Here is a 17,966-nt window from a genome sequence, read left to right as displayed (position 1 = left end):
CCAGCGGTTTGCAGCCCAACCTTGCGCCCGATACCGCAGTGCACCATCCAGTCGGCGTTTCCATTAGAATCGACCCCTTGACCAAGTCCGGCCGGAAGCCAGGAGAACGCACGATGACCTTGCAGAGCAAGCCCAATACCGACGATGTCCGCATCAGGGAGATCAAGGAACTGGTCCCACCGGCCCACGTTTTCCGCGAGTTTCCGGTCGGTGTACGCGCTGCGCTGACGACCTACAACGCCCGCCAGAACATCCACCGCATCCTGCATGGCGCCGACAACCGCCTGCTGGTCGTGGTTGGGCCGTGCTCGATCCACGATGTCGATTCGGCCATCGAATACGCCACGCGTTTGCAGAAGGAAGCCGTTCGCTTCGAAAACGACCTCCTGATCGTGATGCGGGTGTACTTCGAAAAGCCGCGCACGACGGTCGGATGGAAAGGGCTGATCAACGACCCGCGCCTCGACAACAGCTTTCGCATCAACGAAGGCGTGCGCCTGGCGCGCGGCCTGCTCCTCGAAATCAACGATCTGGGGCTACCCTGCGCCACCGAATTTCTCGATACGATCACCCCACAATACACCGCTGACCTGATTGCCTGGGGGGCGATCGGCGCACGCACCACGGAATCACAGGTCCATCGCGAGTTGGCCTCCGGCCTGTCGTGTCCGGTCGGCTTCAAGAACGGGACCGACGGCAACATCCGCATTGCCATCGACGCGATCCGTGCGGCACAGACACCGCACCATTTTCTCTCGGTCACCAAGGCGGGCCACTCGGCGATCGTATCCACCGGCGGCAACGAGGACTGCCACGTGATCCTGCGCGGTGGCAAGGCTCCCAACTTCGACGCGGCGCACGTCGACGCCGCCTGCAAGGAAATCGCGGCGGCCGGGCTCGCCGCACGCCTGATGATCGATGCGTCGCACGCCAACAGCAGCAAGCGGTTCAAGCAACAGATCGAAGTCGCCAGAGACACGGCCAGCCAGCTCGCGGCCGGCGACGAGCGGATCATCGGCGTGATGATCGAGTCGCACCTGGTTGAAGGACGTCAGGATCTGGTACCGGGGCAGCCGCTGACGTACGGCATGAGCATCACCGACGCCTGTCTGGGCTGGGAGGATTCGCTGCTGGTTCTCGAAACCCTGGCCAATGGGGTACGCGCGCGCCGCCTGGTAGAAGCGGCGCAGTGACCGGCGCGTGACGCCGTTGGTGTCGCACGCTGGCGGCGCGCCACCCTTCGCGCGTTTTGGCGGCGGCGGCCCGTCGCCGGGGCGCGGTCCTGACCGCGCCGCCTAGCGGAGCTTGATTTCCTTGTAGATCACATGCTTGCGGGCTTTTGGATCGTACTTCTTGATCTCCATCTTGCCCGGCATGGTCTTCTTGTTCTTGGTGGTGGTGTAGAAGTGGCCGGTACCGGCGGTAGACTCTAGCTTGATCTTGTCACGCATGGCTGCTCTCCTGGTCAGATCTCGCCGCGCGCGCGCAACTCGGCGAGCACGACGTCGATACCATTCTTGTCAATCGTTCGCAAACCAGCGTTCGATACACGCAAGCGCACCCAGCGGTTCTCGCTCTCGATCCAGAAGCGGCGATACTGCAGATTCGGAAGGAAGCGGCGCTTCGTTCTATTGTTGGCATGGGAAACATTGTTCCCCGCCATCGGGCCCTTGCCCGTAACCTGGCAAACACGCGCCATGATTGTTGCTCCAATTGTTTTTGGGAAGAAAGCCCGCGATTTTAGCCCAAGCAGCGGGTCAGGTTCAAGCAATTTCCCAACCGTTGGCACTATTCGGCAGGCGGACGACACCTTCCCGGCCGCCGCGCCATCGCGTATTCTCTGCCCATGAGCATTCGTGGAGTGATCGCGGCTTCCGAGCCGCATACGGCCGAGGCCGGAGCGCGCCTCCTGCGCCGCGGTGGCAACGCGATCGACGCCATCGTCGCCGCCAAACTCGCGGCATGCGTCACCGAACTGCCGCTGACCTCGCTCGGCGGCGGCGGCGCCTGCGTCTGGGGCGACGCCGCCGACGGTTACGAAGTCCTCGATTTTTTTGCCCACACGCCCGGACAGGGCCTCGCCGGTCCACCGGTCCTCGACTTCGCACCGGTGACGGTCGATTTCGGACAGACCACACAAGTCTTTCACGTCGGCAAGGCGGCAGCGGCGGTGCCTGGCGAACTCGTTGGCCTGCTCGAACTGCACCGGCGTGCCGGGCGCCTGCCGCTGCGTGCAGTCGTCGCGCCGGCGGCGGCCTGGGCGCGCGACGGGTTCGCCATCAGTCCGCAGATTGCGATGGTCGTCAGACTGATCGCGCCGATCGCCCGCCGATCGCCGGCGGTGGCCCGCCTGTTTCTGCCCGGCGGCGTGTTGCCGCAAGCCGGCGATCGCCTGGCCAATCCCGACCTCGGCGACTTTCTGCACGCGCTCGGCGAAGGCGATCCCGACGCCCAGGTGGCCAGGTACTGGTCGTCGCTGATCGAGGACTTCGGGCCGGCACACGGCGGGCTGATCACCGCGCAGGACGTCGCCGCCTACGCACCGGTGGTACGGCAGCCCCTGCGGGTCCCTTTCGGATCCTATACGGTGTTGACCAACCCACCGCCCTCGGCGGGCGGCGGGCTGATCGGCGTCGGCCTGCGCCTCGCCGAGACACTCGGTCTGGGCGAGGAGGCATTCCTGTCGGAGCAGCATCAACTGGCGATTGCGGCGGTGCTGGCAACGGTGTCGCAGATCCGCCAGTCGGGTTACGACGAGCGCCTGCACCGCGACCCGGCGTCGATCCGTGACCTGGTCGCCGGTGTCGCCCTGCCCGCCTGGGTCGAGGTCGCGCGCGCGCTGCGCGGCGAGAACCCGCTCGGCGCGACCACGCATATCTCGGTACTCGACGCGCAGGGCATGGCGGCGGCGATGACCACCAGCAATGGCGAAGGTTGCGGGCATGTGCTGCCGGGACTGGGCATCCACGTCAACAACTTTCTCGGCGAGGATGACATCAACCCCGCGGGCTTCCATCAGTTGCCGCCGGGAGTGTCGATGAGCACGATGATGTCCCCGACCGTCGTCCTCGCCGGCGATCGAGCGTGTTTCGCGCTCGGCAGCGGCGGTTCGAACCGGATTCGCAGTGCGATCCTGCAGGCCCTGCTCAACCTGCTGGCCTATCGACGCCCGCTCGACGAAGTCGTTAACGCCGCGCGCCTGCACGTCGAGGGCCGGAAACTCTGGTTCGAGAGCCCAGGCCTGGCAGCCGGAGTCGTCGACGCGCTGCACTCCGCGTGGCCGGAGGCGACCCGCTTCGACGCGAAAAGCATGTTCTTCGGCGGCGTCAATTGCGTTGCCGACAGCGATGGCCGATTGTGCGGCGCCGGCGACCGCAGACGTGGCGGGGTGGTCGTGGTCGCCGAGTAGCAGCCGGCTCCCGCTATGGGCAAGCGGCACCACCCTGCGCGCTCAGCGAACCTTGATCTCGGTCCACATACATGCGGGAAGTGTCCCAGATCGTCGCTTTCATCTGCCGCCAGTTCCCGCGTCATGTTAAGTCACCCGTAAAACGGATTCTGGCTGAAATCTGGAACGTTAGGACTTGAGCTTCAAACCGGTAAATCCGGAGTTTCCGCTAATGCGAAACGCATCTGCCGCTGGGTGTACTGACCGACGACTTTACATAGGAGTCTAACTGTGGCCTTGAAATCCTCGATAGGCATGGCGTCAGGCGGTGCTGCCGTTTCAACCCTGACGAACCGTAAGAGTTGATGCTGCAAGAATTTCAACTCCGCTGACAACTCCTGGAGGGCGTCAATGCGCTGCCCAACCTGTCTTCTTGAATTGAATGCGTGCAAGGCGCCGACAAGCGATGGCAGCCAAATTGCGAATAACTCGGTCTTGATCGAATGATCTACGCAAAGTAGATAGGCATTGCAGCAGATGATGGCGATCACAGCTACGATGGAGCCCCACTTGGCAATCTGTTCCTCGGCTTCGTGGCGCTTGAGTTGATAGAGTATTGTGTCCTGAGTTGCATGCAATTGATTCTTCAGCTTCTTGACCAATTCAGTCCACCCGGCCGGTGTTTCAATCTCCGCTAACGTTGGGCTGGGCATTTGCGCTGCACGCCAAAGGGACATACTCGGAAATTCAAATGAGCTACGATGGCCGAGCAATTCAACAGAAACTTGGAAGTCCTTCGCTAGACGAACACCGGAGCGGACGGCCGCACGCAACTCGAAACGGTTCTTGCGCATGTAATAAACGTAGCCTGCTCCTATAATAAGCAGTATTGTTTCTATAAAAATAAAGCAGCTTGATGCCCAGACCAGGCCCGATTGCATCATCGCGAATGCGACAAGCGCCAGAAGCGTGAGAAAAGTTGGAAGGAATGCAAGAGCTGTTGTTGATAAGCGAAATAGTCTTTCCCAGTCTATTTGTTCTATGCTTTCTTTAGTACCTACGATTGCATGTGCCTTGTCTTTTACCCCCGCATTAATGACACCAAAATCGTCATCATCCGACTGATAGCGCCATGAGTCCTTTAGAACACCTACTGTGCCGCGGCCCTCGCCATAGTTGAATTCAGCACCTTCTGAAATAATTACCCATGCGTGGCGTGCGTGAATGAGTCGCCGTGCAACTAATCGGGCACCAACCGAGCCAATTATTTCGTATGTCCCATAGAAGACGCTGTCTAAAATAGGATATTGTTCATGGCCATAAGCCGTGACGGCGACATCACCGTGGCGACCAACAACGTCGCCATCAGCAGTGTTGAAAGTTTTACTAGCATGCAATATTTCCGCGTTACGAATTTCAGGCAAGGTCAATATCACCAGCGTCTCTGGTGAATCAGCTCCACTGATGAGCTTTTGCTTCAGGTGGTTTACTTGTATTGTTTGCATGGTCATTATGTACTGTCGACTTACTGCTGCGTTATAAAGCTAGCAAGCAGTAGATTTGGCGGTGCCGCTCACATACTCCCTGTGGTCCGGGCGTTACCACGTAACATCTTGAAGACATTCACCCGGACACAGCAGGTTAATATTCTTACGGCTGGTCTTGTGCAGATATTCAACTGCCAACGATTTCTCGCACAACGCGAAACCCCTTCTTATAGTCGGCATCGTCGCAGACTTGACGATATCGATTAGCGCAGCTTGATATGTGGTCCAGGTAGTAGTACAAGCCGCCGCGCAGGGATCGGACGGCGTTGTCTGGCGGTCGATACGCTGGCAAGAGTCTTGAATACGCGGCAACGACTCTCCCTTCTCGGACCTCCGCCTCGAGCCAGCGCGGATCATAGTGATTGGCCATCCATTCCCAAACGTTACCAAGCATGTCTCGAAGCCCCAATCCATTCGGCTTTGCCGTACTTGGATCGCGCGTGGCGCCAGGATAGCCGATCGCGTGGGCTTCAGGTTTGCTTAATTGTTCCTTTTCCCCATTACCTTCGTCGCTGTAGAACGAATCGCCCCACCAGTAGCGTTGGCGGAAATCGGTCAACTCGCCATCCTCCCCATGTTTACACGCGAATTCCCATTCCGGCTCGTGCGGTAATCTACACTGGTAGTGCACTCCTGCCTCGGTCCAATTGGCCCATTGACAGAAAGCCCAAGCGTCGTACCAACCGATAAAGATCACCGGTCGTTCGCGAGGGTAATCCGCGGCTGCACCATGGTCGCGCAAGTTTCGCGCGATAAGCTCCTCGTGGCCACCGGCGAAAATCAGGTAGAGTTTCAACTGAACTGGCAGCTCATTCAGTGTGAACGCCGAAACCGATTGGAATTCCTCGCCTTTCTTCGGGGATTCGTCCCTTGGTCGCCAAAGGTCAGTGATCTTGTCGACCACCTGTGCCTCGGCTTTAGCTATATCGCATTCCGGTTGATTTACCGCCGTCAAGTAATTTGAGAATATTTTCTCCATGAAGGCCACGTCTTCATCTCGGTATCGTTTACCGACAGCACCAGAAAACCATTCCAGAGGTGTGCACTCTTGCGCGAGATCGCCCGGACCGTCTCCTGGGCCACCACTACGGGCACGTCGGAGTAAATCACACCAATAGGCACGGGTCTTGGGAGGCATTCCCTGCCGGTCCTCGGGAGATCCCATTTGGAACATGCCTGCGCCGACATCCTTCCAACGTTCAGAGGAAAATTCCTGCGTCAGTTGACGGATAGAACTGGAGTCACTAGAACGCAACTCCGAGAACTCTTTGGCGAAGGCGTCGAGACAAGCTTGAGCGGCACTTTGGGCTGACGGGCACGAACCGTCTTGGACGCGGCGGTTCCAGTGTGCTGGATTCCATTCCAGCCTACGGATAGCCTCAATGCGCTGATTCCCGGCTGCATTATCGGCAATAATCGAGTAGGGAACGTCCCACCAATCATCCATTTCGCGGCCGGCAAAAAGATGCATTTTAGGCCAAGACCGAAACAACATTTCAGATGCACGGCGTCGCCCGTCAAGTGTGGGGTCAGGCTTATACCAAGCCTTCGCGGCAGAAATCCAACTTGCCGGATATGTCGCATCCACAGGCATATCCGCAAGAAAACAGTTGAGGTCATAGTAGGCGAAACGTTCATCACCCTCTTTGCCATCGGGAAAGTACACCTTCCTGGCAGGAAGAGTCGGCAGTCCGTCTGTGCAGCCCGAAGGACCATGCTGAGCGAGCCAATAGGCCGCCAGGAAATCCCGAATGGTAAGGTTATCCCATTTGAGCTTCCAACCCAGAATCGGCGCATCGGAAACCTCACGAACCGGCTCGAGAAACCCGTTGTCGACGATCGCGGAGAGAGTTGCAAGGAAGCGGCGATCCTCTGCCAGATATTTCTTGGCCTTATAATCGAGCAATCTGCCTTTCTGTCCCTGCTCACGAACAGCCTGATCGAGCCACTCTTTTATCTGGTCCCAGTCCACATGATCGCGTCTATCGTTCGTAATCACGCAAGAGTAGGCGGCTGCCGCCAAGACACCGAGGATGTGCCATTGGAAACCGGTTCTTGGGCGTTGACTCTGGAATTCTCCCCCTTTGGAGCTTATCGCCTCGATGTTCGGCTCAAGGATAGAATTGATAACCTTCCAGTAGACGTCGGCGGCGGTTCGCAGCAACCGCAACTCATCGATCTTAAAACTCGACCTGAGTATGTAATCCAGAATTCGCGGTGTATGGATCTGGCCACGGAGGTTATGTTTTAGGACATCGTAGCGACCCAGCTCGTGGTCTTCGTGTTCAACCGTCTCGCTAACCTTGCCGAGCATCCAGCGGCTTTGCTTTTCCGTAAATTCGCATAATTCAACGAAGGACCAGTTCAAGAGGTTTACCTTCGATTGCGTGCCGGAAATGGCTTCGTCCCATTGCTGAAGCGCATGCGGGCGACACGCCACGACGATCGGGCAGCCCGACCAGTCAGAGTCGCGTTGGGCGCCTATGAGGACAGGCAAGTTCGTCTGCTGGATATGGTCCAATTCGTCGATCACGATGACCAGGCGACCGGTGATGATATCCAGCATGATCCTCCGGGCCAAGAAGTGATTCAGGTTTTCAGGCGAATCTTGCGCGGGGATGCGAGCCGCCATCTCGGGGTTGAAAGGAAAAATTCCCATCAAGGCCGTATCACCCAGAACCTCTTTCATGGCCATGGCGAGCGGGATAGCAACTTCCGAAGGAGATCTAGGAGATCTGTCTTTATTGGAGAGTTCAAGGGCGCTGATGCGTATCGCCAGCACTCCGTCGTTTATCCCCTGTCCTGTCGAAAGGTCGTAGACTATTCGACGCGTGCATGAGGTTTTTCCGACCCCACCCGCTGACACAATGCACACACGCGGCGCCCACGTGTGACCGTTGGTGGGAATGATGGGAATCTGTGGCCGAAACTCATCGCGCTGTTCATTCTCCCCGGCCATCAGACCGATGATCGAACTGCGCTCGCAGGCATGCCAAGTCCCGGAATCGTGGAGTCTGAGCTCCCGCTCGGTGTCACGCCCGGCGAGAAAGGCCTCGGGAGAAAGGACCTTTCGCAGGTGTACACACGGTTGCGCCAGCCTTTGCATGCGTTGGTCGCTAACGAACCTGGAGCCCTCGGGGGCGTATGTGTCAAGCGGAGTGCTGTCTCCACCAAAGTCGACCTCCCACCTTTTCGCTACAGCCGCCCGATATCGCTTCCGCACATCCCGCCACATGGTAGCTTGAAACGGTTCGAACAAGTTGCCCGCCTTGTCAGAGACGGCAGACAGAAACAAGCCTAGAACGTCCTCTGCTGAATGCACTCCGGCAGACCAGATCGGGCTTATGGCTCTGTTTCCTTCCTCAACGATCGAGCTGACATGTCGCCTCTGGCCGTCGGGCAATCCAGCAATAATATTTATGTCTTTTTCCGGATCCTCCATGTTACATAGCAAAGTCATCAGCCAGGGAGCTGAACCGTCCTTCGCGGAGCCCTTGCGGAGCTGCCTGGCGCAAAAGTATTCCCATTGTGTCCATGTCAACTCGTTCGGCGCTTGCGGCGGCATTAATCCCTTTTGATGCATATCCTGCATTACCTCTTCCGGGATGTAACGCCCTTCTTTACTACCAATCAGGCAGATCACCAAGTGAGAAGCGAATACTTGCCTGTAAATGCCTTCGGCATCCCCGACTACACAAGGATTCGGGTTCTGTGCAAAGACGTTCGCGCCACAATCTTCGAGACGCTTTTTCAAGTAGTTTCGCCAATGCTCGAATTCCCCACTGACGCCACTAATAAATATGTTGAACCGACCGTTGTCCACGAGTCGCCCCTCCCAACTGGTTAATTGTTTTTGAACATCGAACGGTAGCAGATCGACCGCTTAGTCTCGACCAGGCCGTAGACCACAGTTAGAATCTGTTCGACGTGTTCCTTAGTCTCGTCATCGTTTGGAATCTCTTCAATCATATTATCACCCAATCTCTTGCACATTAGCGCCATTGCCGGTCCAAGGACCGTCATCCGATCTGCATTGTCACAGAGCGGAGGTTGGTGATACCCGACATCGAGTTCCCTAAAGCCTACTGCGTGGAAGACTTGTTGCTGCGGCGAGCCTGGCGCACATTCCAGATACAGGTACCTGATGTCGGCATGATCATGGATCAACTGCTGCTCGATCCGCTTTAGCGCCACACGCGCCAAGCCACGTCCGCGCAGCGGATCTTCCAAGCACAAGGTAGCCGAGAAATGCCGAGCTGCGGCATCGCATAAAAAGTGGCCATTCCGGCCGCAGAATTCCCAGGCAGATCCGAAAATGTCCAGACGTGGTAGCGCGTATGCTTGTAGTCGGTACGCAGCGAGGGCACGGGCAAAAGTGCTCCGGTGGTACCGCCTCATCCCCTTCGCCAAAGGTCACGGAGATAGATGGCAACCATTGCTCCATACTCGAGATCATCAGCGCCGGTGAGCGGGCGTACGGTAAGCGGCTTCTCGGGATTGCGTCCGATATACGTATCAAGCCGCTCCAGCGGTACGCTGCTGCGCGCCTCTGCATAAGCAGTCATCTTGCGGTAGAACGGGTCCGCTGTCGAAAGCGTCAAACCGGTTGGCCCATACCAGGTAGTCGACGACCATCTGCCTAGCCAGCGTGGCGGGGAAGATCTTTTCCAGCGCCGGGTTGCAGCACCTTGACCCCGAGCAGAAGACAGGTGACGGCGGCCTGCTCCACCGACAGCGCGGGTTGCTCATAAGGGAAGCGCAGGCGCTGGTACCCCCATTTGTGCCACATCATGACCCGGTCGAATGGGTCAACGTTGTCCGACTCGGCCGAGACCTGATAGGGGTCATTGATCTCGACCATGATCGCGTCGAGGCCCGACTTTCCGGCAGTGTTTGCGTCTCCCAGCAGGACTCCGACGGTGTAGTCGTGAATGCGTCGCCCCAATCCCTCGCCGCGCCGGTCTTCCGAAACGAGGATGTACTCGATCGCTCCGCAGTTGGATTCCGCCAGATAGTCGGCAATGCACGCTGCCACGGGAACCTCGCCATCCAACCCAAGGACAATCCGGTAGTTGTTGGCCCCATAGAATCCATTGCTGCGGTTGATCAGGTTCTGCTGCAGCGTTTCTAGCGACTCCCTTTCGTCGGGATCGGGAAAGCCGGGAACAAAGAGTTCATGAAAAAAGCGGGCAAGCCGCTGATGATCTTCGGGTGTGTCACACAGGTCAACAAAGGTCATATGGTGTCAGATCCAGTTCTGTCCTCCTCCCAACACACCGCAGTAATGCTTTACCGCTGCTGTGGGCGACGACGGTGGTGCGGGCAGCCGCTTCTGGCATCACTGGTCGCTGGACTCGTCGAGGACAAGAACATAACGCCCGCAAGACCGATACCTTATCGAACCCGCCATGATCGTGCAAGGTGAAGTGCCAGACAATCCAAACTGCCGCACTTGCGGATTCTCCTTGCATCTGAAGCAAACACAATTGCAGTAAATCAACCGTTAGAATGGATCCGAACTGTTCCCGAAAGCAGCCCGCGCCACCGCGAGTGCAGCCAGCAACAATCCGACAGGAGAGACCCATGCAAGCCATGCTTCTCGACGCCCAGGGCCAGCCCTTGCGACTGGCCGAAGTCCCCCGGCCGCGCGCCGGGCCGTACCAGATCCTGCTTGCGGTGCAGGCCTGCGGCGTCTGCCGTACCGATCTGCACGTCATGGACGGCGATCTGCATGAGCCCAGGTTGCCGCTCATCCTCGGCCACGAAATCGTCGGCAGGGTGGTCGAGAAAGGTGAACAGGTGGAACGTTTCGCCCTTGGTCAGCGTGTCGGCGTGCCCTGGCTGGGACGCACCTGCGGACATTGCCGCTACTGCACCAGCGGCACCGAGAATCTTTGCGACGCCGCCGAGTTCACCGGCTATACCCTGGATGGCGGTTACGCCGAGTTCGCGCTGGCCGATCAGCGCTACTGCTTTGCCCTGCCGCAAGAGTATTCCGACGCCGAAGCCGCCCCCCTCCTCTGTGCCGGACTGATCGGCTATCGCGCGCTGGTCGCCGCCGGCGACGCCCGGCGGCTCGGGATCTACGGTTTCGGCGCGGCGGCCCACATCATCGCCCAGGTTGCGCGCTGGCAGGGACGCGAAATCTTCGCCTTCACCAAGCCGGGAGACGCTGACGGCCAGGAGTTTGCACGCCGGCAGGGGGCGACCTGGGCGGGCGGCGCCGACGTGGCCCCGCCGCAGGAAATGGACGCGGCGATTCTCTTCGCGCCGGCCGGAGAACTGGTTCCGCAGGCGCTTCGCCACACCGCCAAGGGCGGAACGGTGGTTTGCGCAGGCATTCACATGAGCAACATTCCCGAATTCCCCTAAGCCCATACCTTTACACACAACTCATTGAGCATGTTTCGCCGATTTCGTGACTGTAGTGGAGCGATGATTGCGCAAGCGTTTTCGATCTCGCGCGCAGCCATCTGTGCGGGATGCTGTATGGTGTGCGCCCTTTGAGTGGGGCGATGTGCATGGACAAGTGGGCTGCAGAAGAATTTGGCGGAGCAGAACTTGGAGACGGTCGTCTGACCAATCGACTGATCAAGATCGCGAGCGATTTTGCCGACAAACCCACGGCGAGTATCCCGGGCGCCTGTTCGGGCTGGGCCGAAACGCAGGCGGTCTACCGCTTTTTCGATCAGGCCAGCGAGAAAAAGCAGGATCTCGGATGGGAAGACATCCTGACACCGCACATGGACCGCACCATCGTCCGAATGCGCCAGCATCCTGTGGTCCTGTGTCTGCAGGACACCACCGAACTTGACTTCAATGGCCAGTCCATCGAGGGACTGGGGCCACTCAGTTACGAGGCTCAGCGCGGCTTGTATCTGCATCCCACCTATGTCGTGACCCCGGACCGGGAACCGCTGGGGGTCATTGACGCCTGGCTCTGGGCACGGGAATTCAAGGATGCCGACGGAAACCGTCCGGGAATTCTCGAGAGCACCCGCTGGATAGAAGGCTACGAACGGGTGACCGAAGCCGCCGTCACGATGCCCGGCACCCGTCTTGTCTACGTGGCCGACCGGGAAGCCGATATTCTTGGGCTGATGCAACGGGCGCAGGCTCTGGAAACGCCGGCCGATTGGCTGGTCCGTTCCCAACACAATCGCTGTCTTCCTGCGGGCGGCAAACTGTGGGCAAAAGTCCGCGCGGGCGAAGCGCTGGGCGAGATCGAATTCCTCCTGCCCGCGCGTGGCGGGCAAGCCGCCCGTCTCGTGCGCCAGAGGCTCTTTGCCTGTCGCGCCGAGTTGCCCAACGGCCAAGGCGGACTGCTCACCGTGACCTGCGTGATTGCTCAGGAAATCGGGGCACCCAAAGGCGTCAAGCCCATCGAATGGCGCTTGGCTACCAATCGCGAGGCCGACGGCTTCGAAGCTGTTGTGACGTTGATCGACTGGTATCGCGCGCGGTGGGAAATCGAGATTTTCTTCCATGTCCTGAAGAATGGTTGTCGGGTGGAAGCCCTGCAACTGGGACATATCGACAAGATCGAGCTGGCCTTGGCGGTTTACCTGGTCGTGGCGTGGCGCTTGGCGCACCTCGTTCGACTTGGGCGCACCCATCCGGACTTGTCCGCCTGCGAGTTGTTCAGTGAGGCGGAATGGAAGGGCGCATACATCCTGGCTGAGAAAACGCCGCCCGCCACACCCCCCAACCTCCGCGAGATGATCCGGCACATCGCCATGCTCGGCGGCTTCCTCGGCCGGAAGTGCGATGGCGAACCCGGCGTCAAGACCCTCTGGCTGGGCTTCGCGAGGCTCCGAGACTTCGTCCGAGGAGTGGAACATATGCGTTCAATTTATGCAACATGACTTGTGTGTAAGGATATGCCCTAAGCCGGCGAAGCCGGAACCAAACAGGTTGAGATTTCTGTCATAGCCCAAACGGAAAAGCGGAGGCGACCATGACACAGATGCTGACCGATCGCTATCACGAGCGGCTTGCCGGAACACTCTCCTGCTACGACCGGATCGTGATTACGGGCACGTTGCCGGGCGCGTGCTACGCGGCGGGGATGACGAGTTTTCTCAATGCCCGGCACATTCGCATTTTTGACTACCCGCGCTTTGCCGAACCGCTGCGTGATCGCATTCGTGAAGCCGCACAGGCTCTGGCGACCGCGCAGGGAGCGCGAATCGAGCACGTGGCCAAGGCGCACATCCGCAAGGAAGACCTCGTTGCCGCGGTGCTCAAGGACCGTGGGGATCATCCAGGATTGGTGCATGTGCTCTCCGCCATGGAAGCCTGTGACGCCTACGAACCCTGGCACGACAAGCAAAGTCACCAAACCTTTCTGCGCCATACCTCGGGCAAGTGCCTGCACTACTACTTCTACTGGATGGACGAAACCCTCGGACTGATCTACCTGCGCGTGCCGACGTGGAGTCCATTCCGGCTGCAGTTCTACTGCAATGGCCACAGTCGGTTGGCACACTCGCTGACAACGGCAGGTATCGACTACGCGATGGCGGACAATGCGTTCATCCGTATCACCGATTGGGAACGGGCGCAGCAACTCGCGGACGCCTTCTCGCCAGACACCCTGCATGCGCTTCTGGACCACTACGCCGAGCAGTGCTGCCCAATTCTGGATGTCTTCGGACAGTCTTATCACTGGAGCCTGATGCAGGTCGAATACTCTACCGATCTGGTGTTCCGCTCCGACGCCATCCTGAAGTCGCTCTACGAGGAACTCTCCCGGCAGGCCATCTTCTCGGTCAAGGCCGAGCAGGTCGCCAGTTTCCTGGGCAAGAAGATCACGCCGCAACTGGCACAGGAACTCGGCAGCCGCTTCACGACGCGTATCGAGGGCACCTGCATCAAGCACCATTTTGGCAAGGTATCGGTCAAGATGTACGACAAGTTCAACCGTGTGCTGCGCCTGGAAACCACGACCAACAACGTTTCCTTCTTCAAGCACCACCGCAAGGTGGAACATCGGGATGGTCACGAGTCGCGCGAGATCGCCCCCCTCCGAAAGACCATCTACAGCCTGATCGACTTGCGCGAGATCCTGCTCGGCTGTAACCGCCGCTACCTCGAATACCTCTCCGCACTCGACGACTTTTCCGCCGGCGATCGTAACCTGCATCGGCTGGTCAACCCCAAGACGGTCAACGGCCATACCCTCAAGGGCTTCAATTTCTTCGATGCCACTCAGCAGGCCCTGCTGCGGGCGCTTCAGCGTCCCGAGTTCAACATCCGTGGCATCCGCCGTGCCGACCTCGTCCCCTTCTTGCGCCAGATCTCGCCGGCCAGCATCACGCGCCAGCTTTGGCGCCTGCGCCAGTTCGGTCTCATCAAGAAAGTCGTTCATGGCTATCGCTACTACCTGACCCGTCTGGGCCGCTCGACCATCGCCGCCGCTTGTCGAATCACTGAACAAACCATCGTCCCGGCTCTCGCCCACGCTACCCCGTAACTGAATCTGCTCAGGAAATGTAAAGATCTGAGTCATAAGTGACTACGAGATCCTCTGGGGGGAACGCTGCGTGCGCTCGATCGCCAACCTCACCCGCCGCGATGGCGAGGAGTTCTTCGCCATCGCGCCGAGGGCCGGTGTCAGGACCGAAGTGGCATGTTTTCCGCTGGCGGCCGCGAACGAGGCCCTGCAGCAATTGCGGGCAGGTCAGGTACGCGGCGCGGCAGTTCTCGTCACCGGCTAGCGGCGACAACGGGAATCCGCCGCGGGGCTTCAGAAGCTGTAGCGCAGCTCCGAATAGACGCGGTCCTTGGCGTCGTAGCGCCCGAAATACCCGGGTGGCGAGCCGTTGAAAATATCCACACCCAGCGCGATACGCCAGTTCTTCTCCAGGTTCCAGGTCACACGCGGGCGCAGCATCCAGTCGGTACGATTCAGGCTGGCAATCCACAGCGCTTCCGCCTCGAACTTGTCGCTGAACTTGTGGTTCACCAGCAGGCTGTAGCCGTATTCGTTGGTCGACTGGATGATATCCGGGTTGTGGTTGAAGAAATGGCTCTGAAAGATCTGGGTGTTGATCCGCGTGTCGGCGAACTCGGTGAAATCGAGGCCAAGCACCCAGGTCAGGGTGTTCTGCGGCACCACCCCGTCGGCATCGCCGGGATCCGTCACCTGATAGTTCAGGCCGCGCGTATAGACCGCTTCCGCCTTCAACACCACCGAGCCGAAATCCTTGGCCAGGGTGCTGCCGAATTGCTGGATGCGGTCATGCCTGGCCTGGTAGACCACCGTCGGCTGCGGACCTGCGACGATCTCGCGGTAGAAGGTCGGCGCGACGCTCATGCTGCTGTACGCAAAAGCCGCCACATCCCAGCCGTCCTTCAACACCGACAGGCGCAGGCCGTAGTTGGTATTGGCCAGGCTGCGGGTGGGAAACTTTTCATTGCGGAAAGTGGTGCCGAAGCCCGGCGGCGGCGGCAAGGTATAAACGTAAAACTCCGATCCCGGCTTGCCGATGTTGTCGTAGCTGGCGATCGGAATCCAGATCAGTTCGGCGTGAAAGTCGTCCTTGAAATACTCCGCCCTGGCGGCCCACTGCGGTATGCGCAGAATCTCGAATTCGGGCAGGATGAACTGCCGCATGTCCTTGGCGGAAACCACGTCGCCGAACAGCAGTCCGACCATTTCCCCCCATACGATCTGCTGCCGGCCGAGACGAAAATCCCAGTCACCGGCGCTGATGTCGAGGTAGTTTTCACGCAACAGGATATTGAAGCGCTGGTTGTCGGCAACCGCCTGCGGGTAGAAATCGGTGAAGGTGTATGTCGCGTCGTAGTCGACGCGAACCCCCAGCTTCCATTTGACGTTACTGCTGAAGTCACCCTGGGCGCTGACATCGGCGCGGGTCATCATTTCCGACCAGTGTTGCGGCTTCGGCCAGTCGTAAGCCATCACGTTCTGGATGAAACCCCGGAAACCGGCTACCCGCGACGAGGGCTCGGGCGGAGCCTGCGGCCGCGCCGGCGGGTCCCCGAACAGCGCGTCGCGACCGGCCGGCGATGCCGATGTCGTCGGTTTCGCCGGAGGCTCATCGGCGAACAGCGCGTCCCGACTCGCGGGCGCGTCGGCCCCCCGGCTCGCGGGAACTTCAGGCTCCTGCTTCTCGGGAGCGTCGTCCTCGCCCGGAGACTCGTCGTCGCCAAACAGCGCGTCGCGGCGCGTCGGCAGCGCGTCGGCGGCAGCGAGCAGAAAGCCCTCCGACGACGGCGACGCGCGCCCGGACACGGCGAGGCCGCCGCGCTCGGTGCCGTTCGCCGCGTTGTCCGCTGCCGACACCGGCAGGGTCGTACAGGCAAGGGCAAGACACCCAAGGAGGCTGCTGCTGGTTCTATTCCGCATGGCGTTCTTCCCCGGCTGCAGCCGACGCTTCGGCGGGCGGGCTGGCCTGTTGGTTTTGGTTGGCACCGACTTCGGGCGGACGATGGCGGGCAAAGGACCACTTGGTGTGCGAACGCACACCGAGCAGCGCGATATGTCCATCCTCGATGCGCACCAGACGGTCAGCCCTGGCGATCACCCGCTTGTCGTGCGTCGAAAAAATGAAGGTCGTCTTGTAGGCCCGGTTGATCTTCTTCATCAGCAGAAGGATTTCCTCGCCGGTCTTGTGATCGAGGTTGGCTGTCGGCTCATCGGCCAGGACGATGGCCGGCTTGATCGCCAGTGCTCTGGCGATCGCCACCCGCTGCCGCTGGCCACCGCTCAACTGATTCGGACGATTCCTGGCGTATTTCGACAGGCCCACGACGTCGAGAAAGTGCGTAACGCGCTTCTGGCGCTCCGCAGGCGACAGATCCGTGCGATGCAGCAGTGGATATTCCACGTTCTCGGCGGCCGACAACACCGGCAGCAAGTTGAAGGTCTGGAAGATGAAACCGATGGTGCGCGCGCGCAGCTTGGCAAGTTGGTCGGGCGTGCGCCCGCTGACATCCTGATCGTTGATGTAGATCTTGCCGCTGCTCGGAGTGTCGATGCAGCCAATCAGGTTCAGGAGCGTCGTCTTGCCGCTGCCCGAAGGTCCGGCGATCGCCAGAAAGACACCCGGATCGAAGGCCAGGGTAATGTCCTTGAGGGCTTGGACTTTCTGCTCGCCGAGCAGATAATCCTTGGATACGTGTTCGATGCGGACAACGCTCATTCGCTGGCACTTCCCGCCAACCGCGTCGACGGTCGGCACAAGAGGGTGAAAACTATGGAAATCATGACCATCCGTCATTCTGGTGTCAACACCGTGTTGGCGCTCCTGGCTGCCGCCTGCCTCGCCTGTGCTGCACCCGGCAGGGCCGCCGAGGCCGTCCCGCAAGCCGGCGGCGACGACGCCGAAGCCCGCATGATCGTCGAAAAAGCCGACCAGGTTCGCTTTCCGGCGGACGGCTTCCAGGTCGACGTCAGCATCACCACCACCGGCAGCGGACCCAGCACCGAGGTTCGCAAATACCGTGTTCTCTCGAAGGGGAACACCAACAGCGTGGTGATGGTCACCGAACCCGCCTCCGAGCGTGGCCAGATCCTGCTGATGAAAGGCCGCGACCTTTGGGTGTTCATGCCCGACGTCTCACAACCGATCCGGCTCTCGCTGTCGCAGCGACTGACCGGTCAGGTGGCCAACGGCGACCTGGCGCGGGCCAACTTCGCCGCCGACTATAATCCGAAGCTGCTGCGCAGCGAAAAAATTGGCAACGAAGACTTCCACGTCCTGGAGTTGATCGGCGTAGACCGCAGCGTCACCTATCAGCGGGTACACTACTGGGTTCGGGAAAAGGATTTCTGGCCGCACAAGGCGGAGTTCTACTCGCTCTCCAACCGCCTGCTCAAGACCTGCCGATACGAGAACTACAAGACCATGGAGGGCAGGAAGCGGCCCACCCGGCTGGTCATGGAAGACGCGCTGCGCGGCGGCGAGCAGTCCGTTCTCGAATATGGCGGCATGAAGTTGCGCGATCTCCCGGACAAGATTTTCACCAAGGATTATCTCAAGAAGCTCGATTAGCCTTCCCGG

The 17,966-nt window shown here is 59.6% G+C and carries 13 protein-coding genes and 2 pseudogenes; 7 read left to right on the top strand and 8 right to left on the bottom strand.

From position 1 onward, the window contains the following. Positions 1–113: 113 nt before the first annotated feature. Positions 114–1,193 carry a 3-deoxy-7-phosphoheptulonate synthase AroG gene (gene aroG, locus AC15MQ_RS15445; protein WP_483080546.1) on the top strand — a complete coding sequence of 360 codons (1,080 nt, stop codon included), beginning with the start codon at positions 114–116 and terminating at the stop codon, positions 1,191–1,193. Positions 1,194–1,295: 102 nt separating this feature from the next. Here the strand turns inward: aroG and rpmG are convergent, their stop codons facing one another. Together rpmG and rpmB are read right to left on the bottom strand one after the other, a co-directional pair. Next, the gene (gene rpmG, locus AC15MQ_RS15440; protein WP_015767232.1) at positions 1,296–1,451 is read right to left on the bottom strand and encodes a 50S ribosomal protein L33; all 156 of its coding nucleotides are present in this window, start codon (positions 1,449–1,451) and stop codon (positions 1,296–1,298) included. Between the two features lie 14 nt (positions 1,452–1,465). Next, positions 1,466–1,699: a 50S ribosomal protein L28 gene (gene rpmB, locus AC15MQ_RS15435; protein WP_287460652.1), complete on the bottom strand. Its 234-nt coding sequence runs from the start codon at positions 1,697–1,699 to the stop codon at positions 1,466–1,468. Between the two features lie 147 nt (positions 1,700–1,846). Here rpmB and AC15MQ_RS15430 point away from each other — a divergent pair, with 147 nt between their 5' ends. After that, on the top strand, positions 1,847–3,409 hold the full coding sequence (locus tag AC15MQ_RS15430) for a gamma-glutamyltransferase (protein ID WP_483080545.1): 1,563 nt from the start codon (positions 1,847–1,849) through the stop codon (positions 3,407–3,409). Between the two features lie 182 nt (positions 3,410–3,591). Here AC15MQ_RS15430 and AC15MQ_RS15425 read toward each other — a convergent pair whose 3' ends face one another. From AC15MQ_RS15425 to AC15MQ_RS15410, 4 genes are all read right to left on the bottom strand, one after another. Continuing rightward, positions 3,592–4,899 (bottom strand): hypothetical protein, encoded by a 1,308-nt coding sequence (locus tag AC15MQ_RS15425; RefSeq protein WP_483080544.1) that lies wholly within the window; start codon positions 4,897–4,899, stop codon positions 3,592–3,594. Positions 4,900–5,062: 163 nt separating this feature from the next. Beyond that, on the bottom strand, positions 5,063–8,689 hold the full coding sequence (locus AC15MQ_RS15420) for a formylglycine-generating enzyme family protein (protein WP_483080543.1): 3,627 nt from the start codon (positions 8,687–8,689) through the stop codon (positions 5,063–5,065). Positions 8,690–8,778: 89 nt separating this feature from the next. After that, positions 8,779–9,165, bottom strand: coding sequence for a GNAT family N-acetyltransferase (locus AC15MQ_RS15415; RefSeq protein WP_483080542.1), 387 nt, complete (start codon positions 9,163–9,165; stop codon positions 8,779–8,781). A gap of 409 nt (positions 9,166–9,574) precedes the next feature. Beyond that, a complete protein-coding gene (locus tag AC15MQ_RS15410) occupies positions 9,575–10,174 on the bottom strand; it encodes a GNAT family N-acetyltransferase (RefSeq protein ID WP_483080541.1) in 600 nt (199 codons plus the stop codon). Positions 10,175–10,518: 344 nt separating this feature from the next. Between AC15MQ_RS15410 and AC15MQ_RS15405 the strand changes: the two are divergent. The 4 genes and pseudogenes from AC15MQ_RS15405 to AC15MQ_RS15390 all read left to right on the top strand — a co-directional run. Next, a pseudogene (locus tag AC15MQ_RS15405) lies at positions 10,519–11,304 on the top strand (zinc-binding alcohol dehydrogenase family protein); the annotation flags it as partial. A gap of 134 nt (positions 11,305–11,438) precedes the next feature. Next, the gene (locus AC15MQ_RS15400; RefSeq protein ID WP_483080637.1) at positions 11,439–12,800 is read left to right on the top strand and encodes an IS4 family transposase; all 1,362 of its coding nucleotides are present in this window, start codon (positions 11,439–11,441) and stop codon (positions 12,798–12,800) included. Between the two features lie 92 nt (positions 12,801–12,892). Continuing rightward, entirely contained in the window at positions 12,893–14,410 is a 1,518-nt protein-coding gene (locus AC15MQ_RS15395; RefSeq protein ID WP_332335740.1) for a MarR family transcriptional regulator, read from the top strand. Between the two features lie 43 nt (positions 14,411–14,453). Then, a pseudogene (locus AC15MQ_RS15390) lies at positions 14,454–14,654 on the top strand (alcohol dehydrogenase); the annotation flags it as partial. Between the two features lie 29 nt (positions 14,655–14,683). Here AC15MQ_RS15390 and AC15MQ_RS15385 read toward each other — a convergent pair. Both AC15MQ_RS15385 and AC15MQ_RS15380 read right to left on the bottom strand, forming a co-directional pair. After that, positions 14,684–16,309, bottom strand: a complete 1,626-nt coding sequence (locus tag AC15MQ_RS15385; RefSeq protein WP_483080540.1) for a DUF1302 family protein — start codon at positions 16,307–16,309, stop codon at positions 14,684–14,686. Beyond that, positions 16,299–17,105 (bottom strand): ABC transporter ATP-binding protein, encoded by an 807-nt coding sequence (locus AC15MQ_RS15380; RefSeq protein WP_287654730.1) that lies wholly within the window; start codon positions 17,103–17,105, stop codon positions 16,299–16,301. Before AC15MQ_RS15380 ends, AC15MQ_RS15385 begins: the two co-directional genes overlap by 11 nt. A gap of 54 nt (positions 17,106–17,159) precedes the next feature. Between AC15MQ_RS15380 and AC15MQ_RS15375 the strand changes: the two genes are divergently transcribed. Beyond that, positions 17,160–17,957, top strand: a complete 798-nt coding sequence (locus AC15MQ_RS15375) for an outer membrane lipoprotein-sorting protein (protein ID WP_332336456.1) — start codon at positions 17,160–17,162, stop codon at positions 17,955–17,957. Positions 17,958–17,966: the final 9 nt, after the last annotated feature.

This window comes from Candidatus Accumulibacter propinquus, assembly GCF_056856495.1.
This window is presented reverse-complemented; position numbering and strand designations above follow the sequence as displayed.

What these genes read in the sequence shown, in the direction of transcription:
- AC15MQ_RS15425 (WP_483080544.1), bottom strand. Translation starts at nt 4,899, where the DNA reads ATGACCATGCAAACAATACAAGTAAACCACCTGAAGCAAAAGCTCATC.
- AC15MQ_RS15395 (WP_332335740.1), top strand. Translation starts at nt 12,893, where the DNA reads ATGACACAGATGCTGACCGATCGCTATCACGAGCGGCTTGCCGGAACA.
- AC15MQ_RS15375 (WP_332336456.1), top strand. Translation starts at nt 17,160, where the DNA reads ATGGAAATCATGACCATCCGTCATTCTGGTGTCAACACCGTGTTGGCG.
- AC15MQ_RS15385 (WP_483080540.1), bottom strand. Translation starts at nt 16,309, where the DNA reads ATGCGGAATAGAACCAGCAGCAGCCTCCTTGGGTGTCTTGCCCTTGCC.
- AC15MQ_RS15380 (WP_287654730.1), bottom strand. Translation starts at nt 17,105, where the DNA reads ATGAGCGTTGTCCGCATCGAACACGTATCCAAGGATTATCTGCTCGGC.
- aroG (WP_483080546.1), top strand. Translation starts at nt 114, where the DNA reads ATGACCTTGCAGAGCAAGCCCAATACCGACGATGTCCGCATCAGGGAG.
- AC15MQ_RS15430 (WP_483080545.1), top strand. Translation starts at nt 1,847, where the DNA reads ATGAGCATTCGTGGAGTGATCGCGGCTTCCGAGCCGCATACGGCCGAG.
- AC15MQ_RS15410 (WP_483080541.1), bottom strand. Translation starts at nt 10,174, where the DNA reads ATGACCTTTGTTGACCTGTGTGACACACCCGAAGATCATCAGCGGCTT.
- rpmB (WP_287460652.1), bottom strand. Translation starts at nt 1,699, where the DNA reads ATGGCGCGTGTTTGCCAGGTTACGGGCAAGGGCCCGATGGCGGGGAAC.
- rpmG (WP_015767232.1), bottom strand. Translation starts at nt 1,451, where the DNA reads ATGCGTGACAAGATCAAGCTAGAGTCTACCGCCGGTACCGGCCACTTC.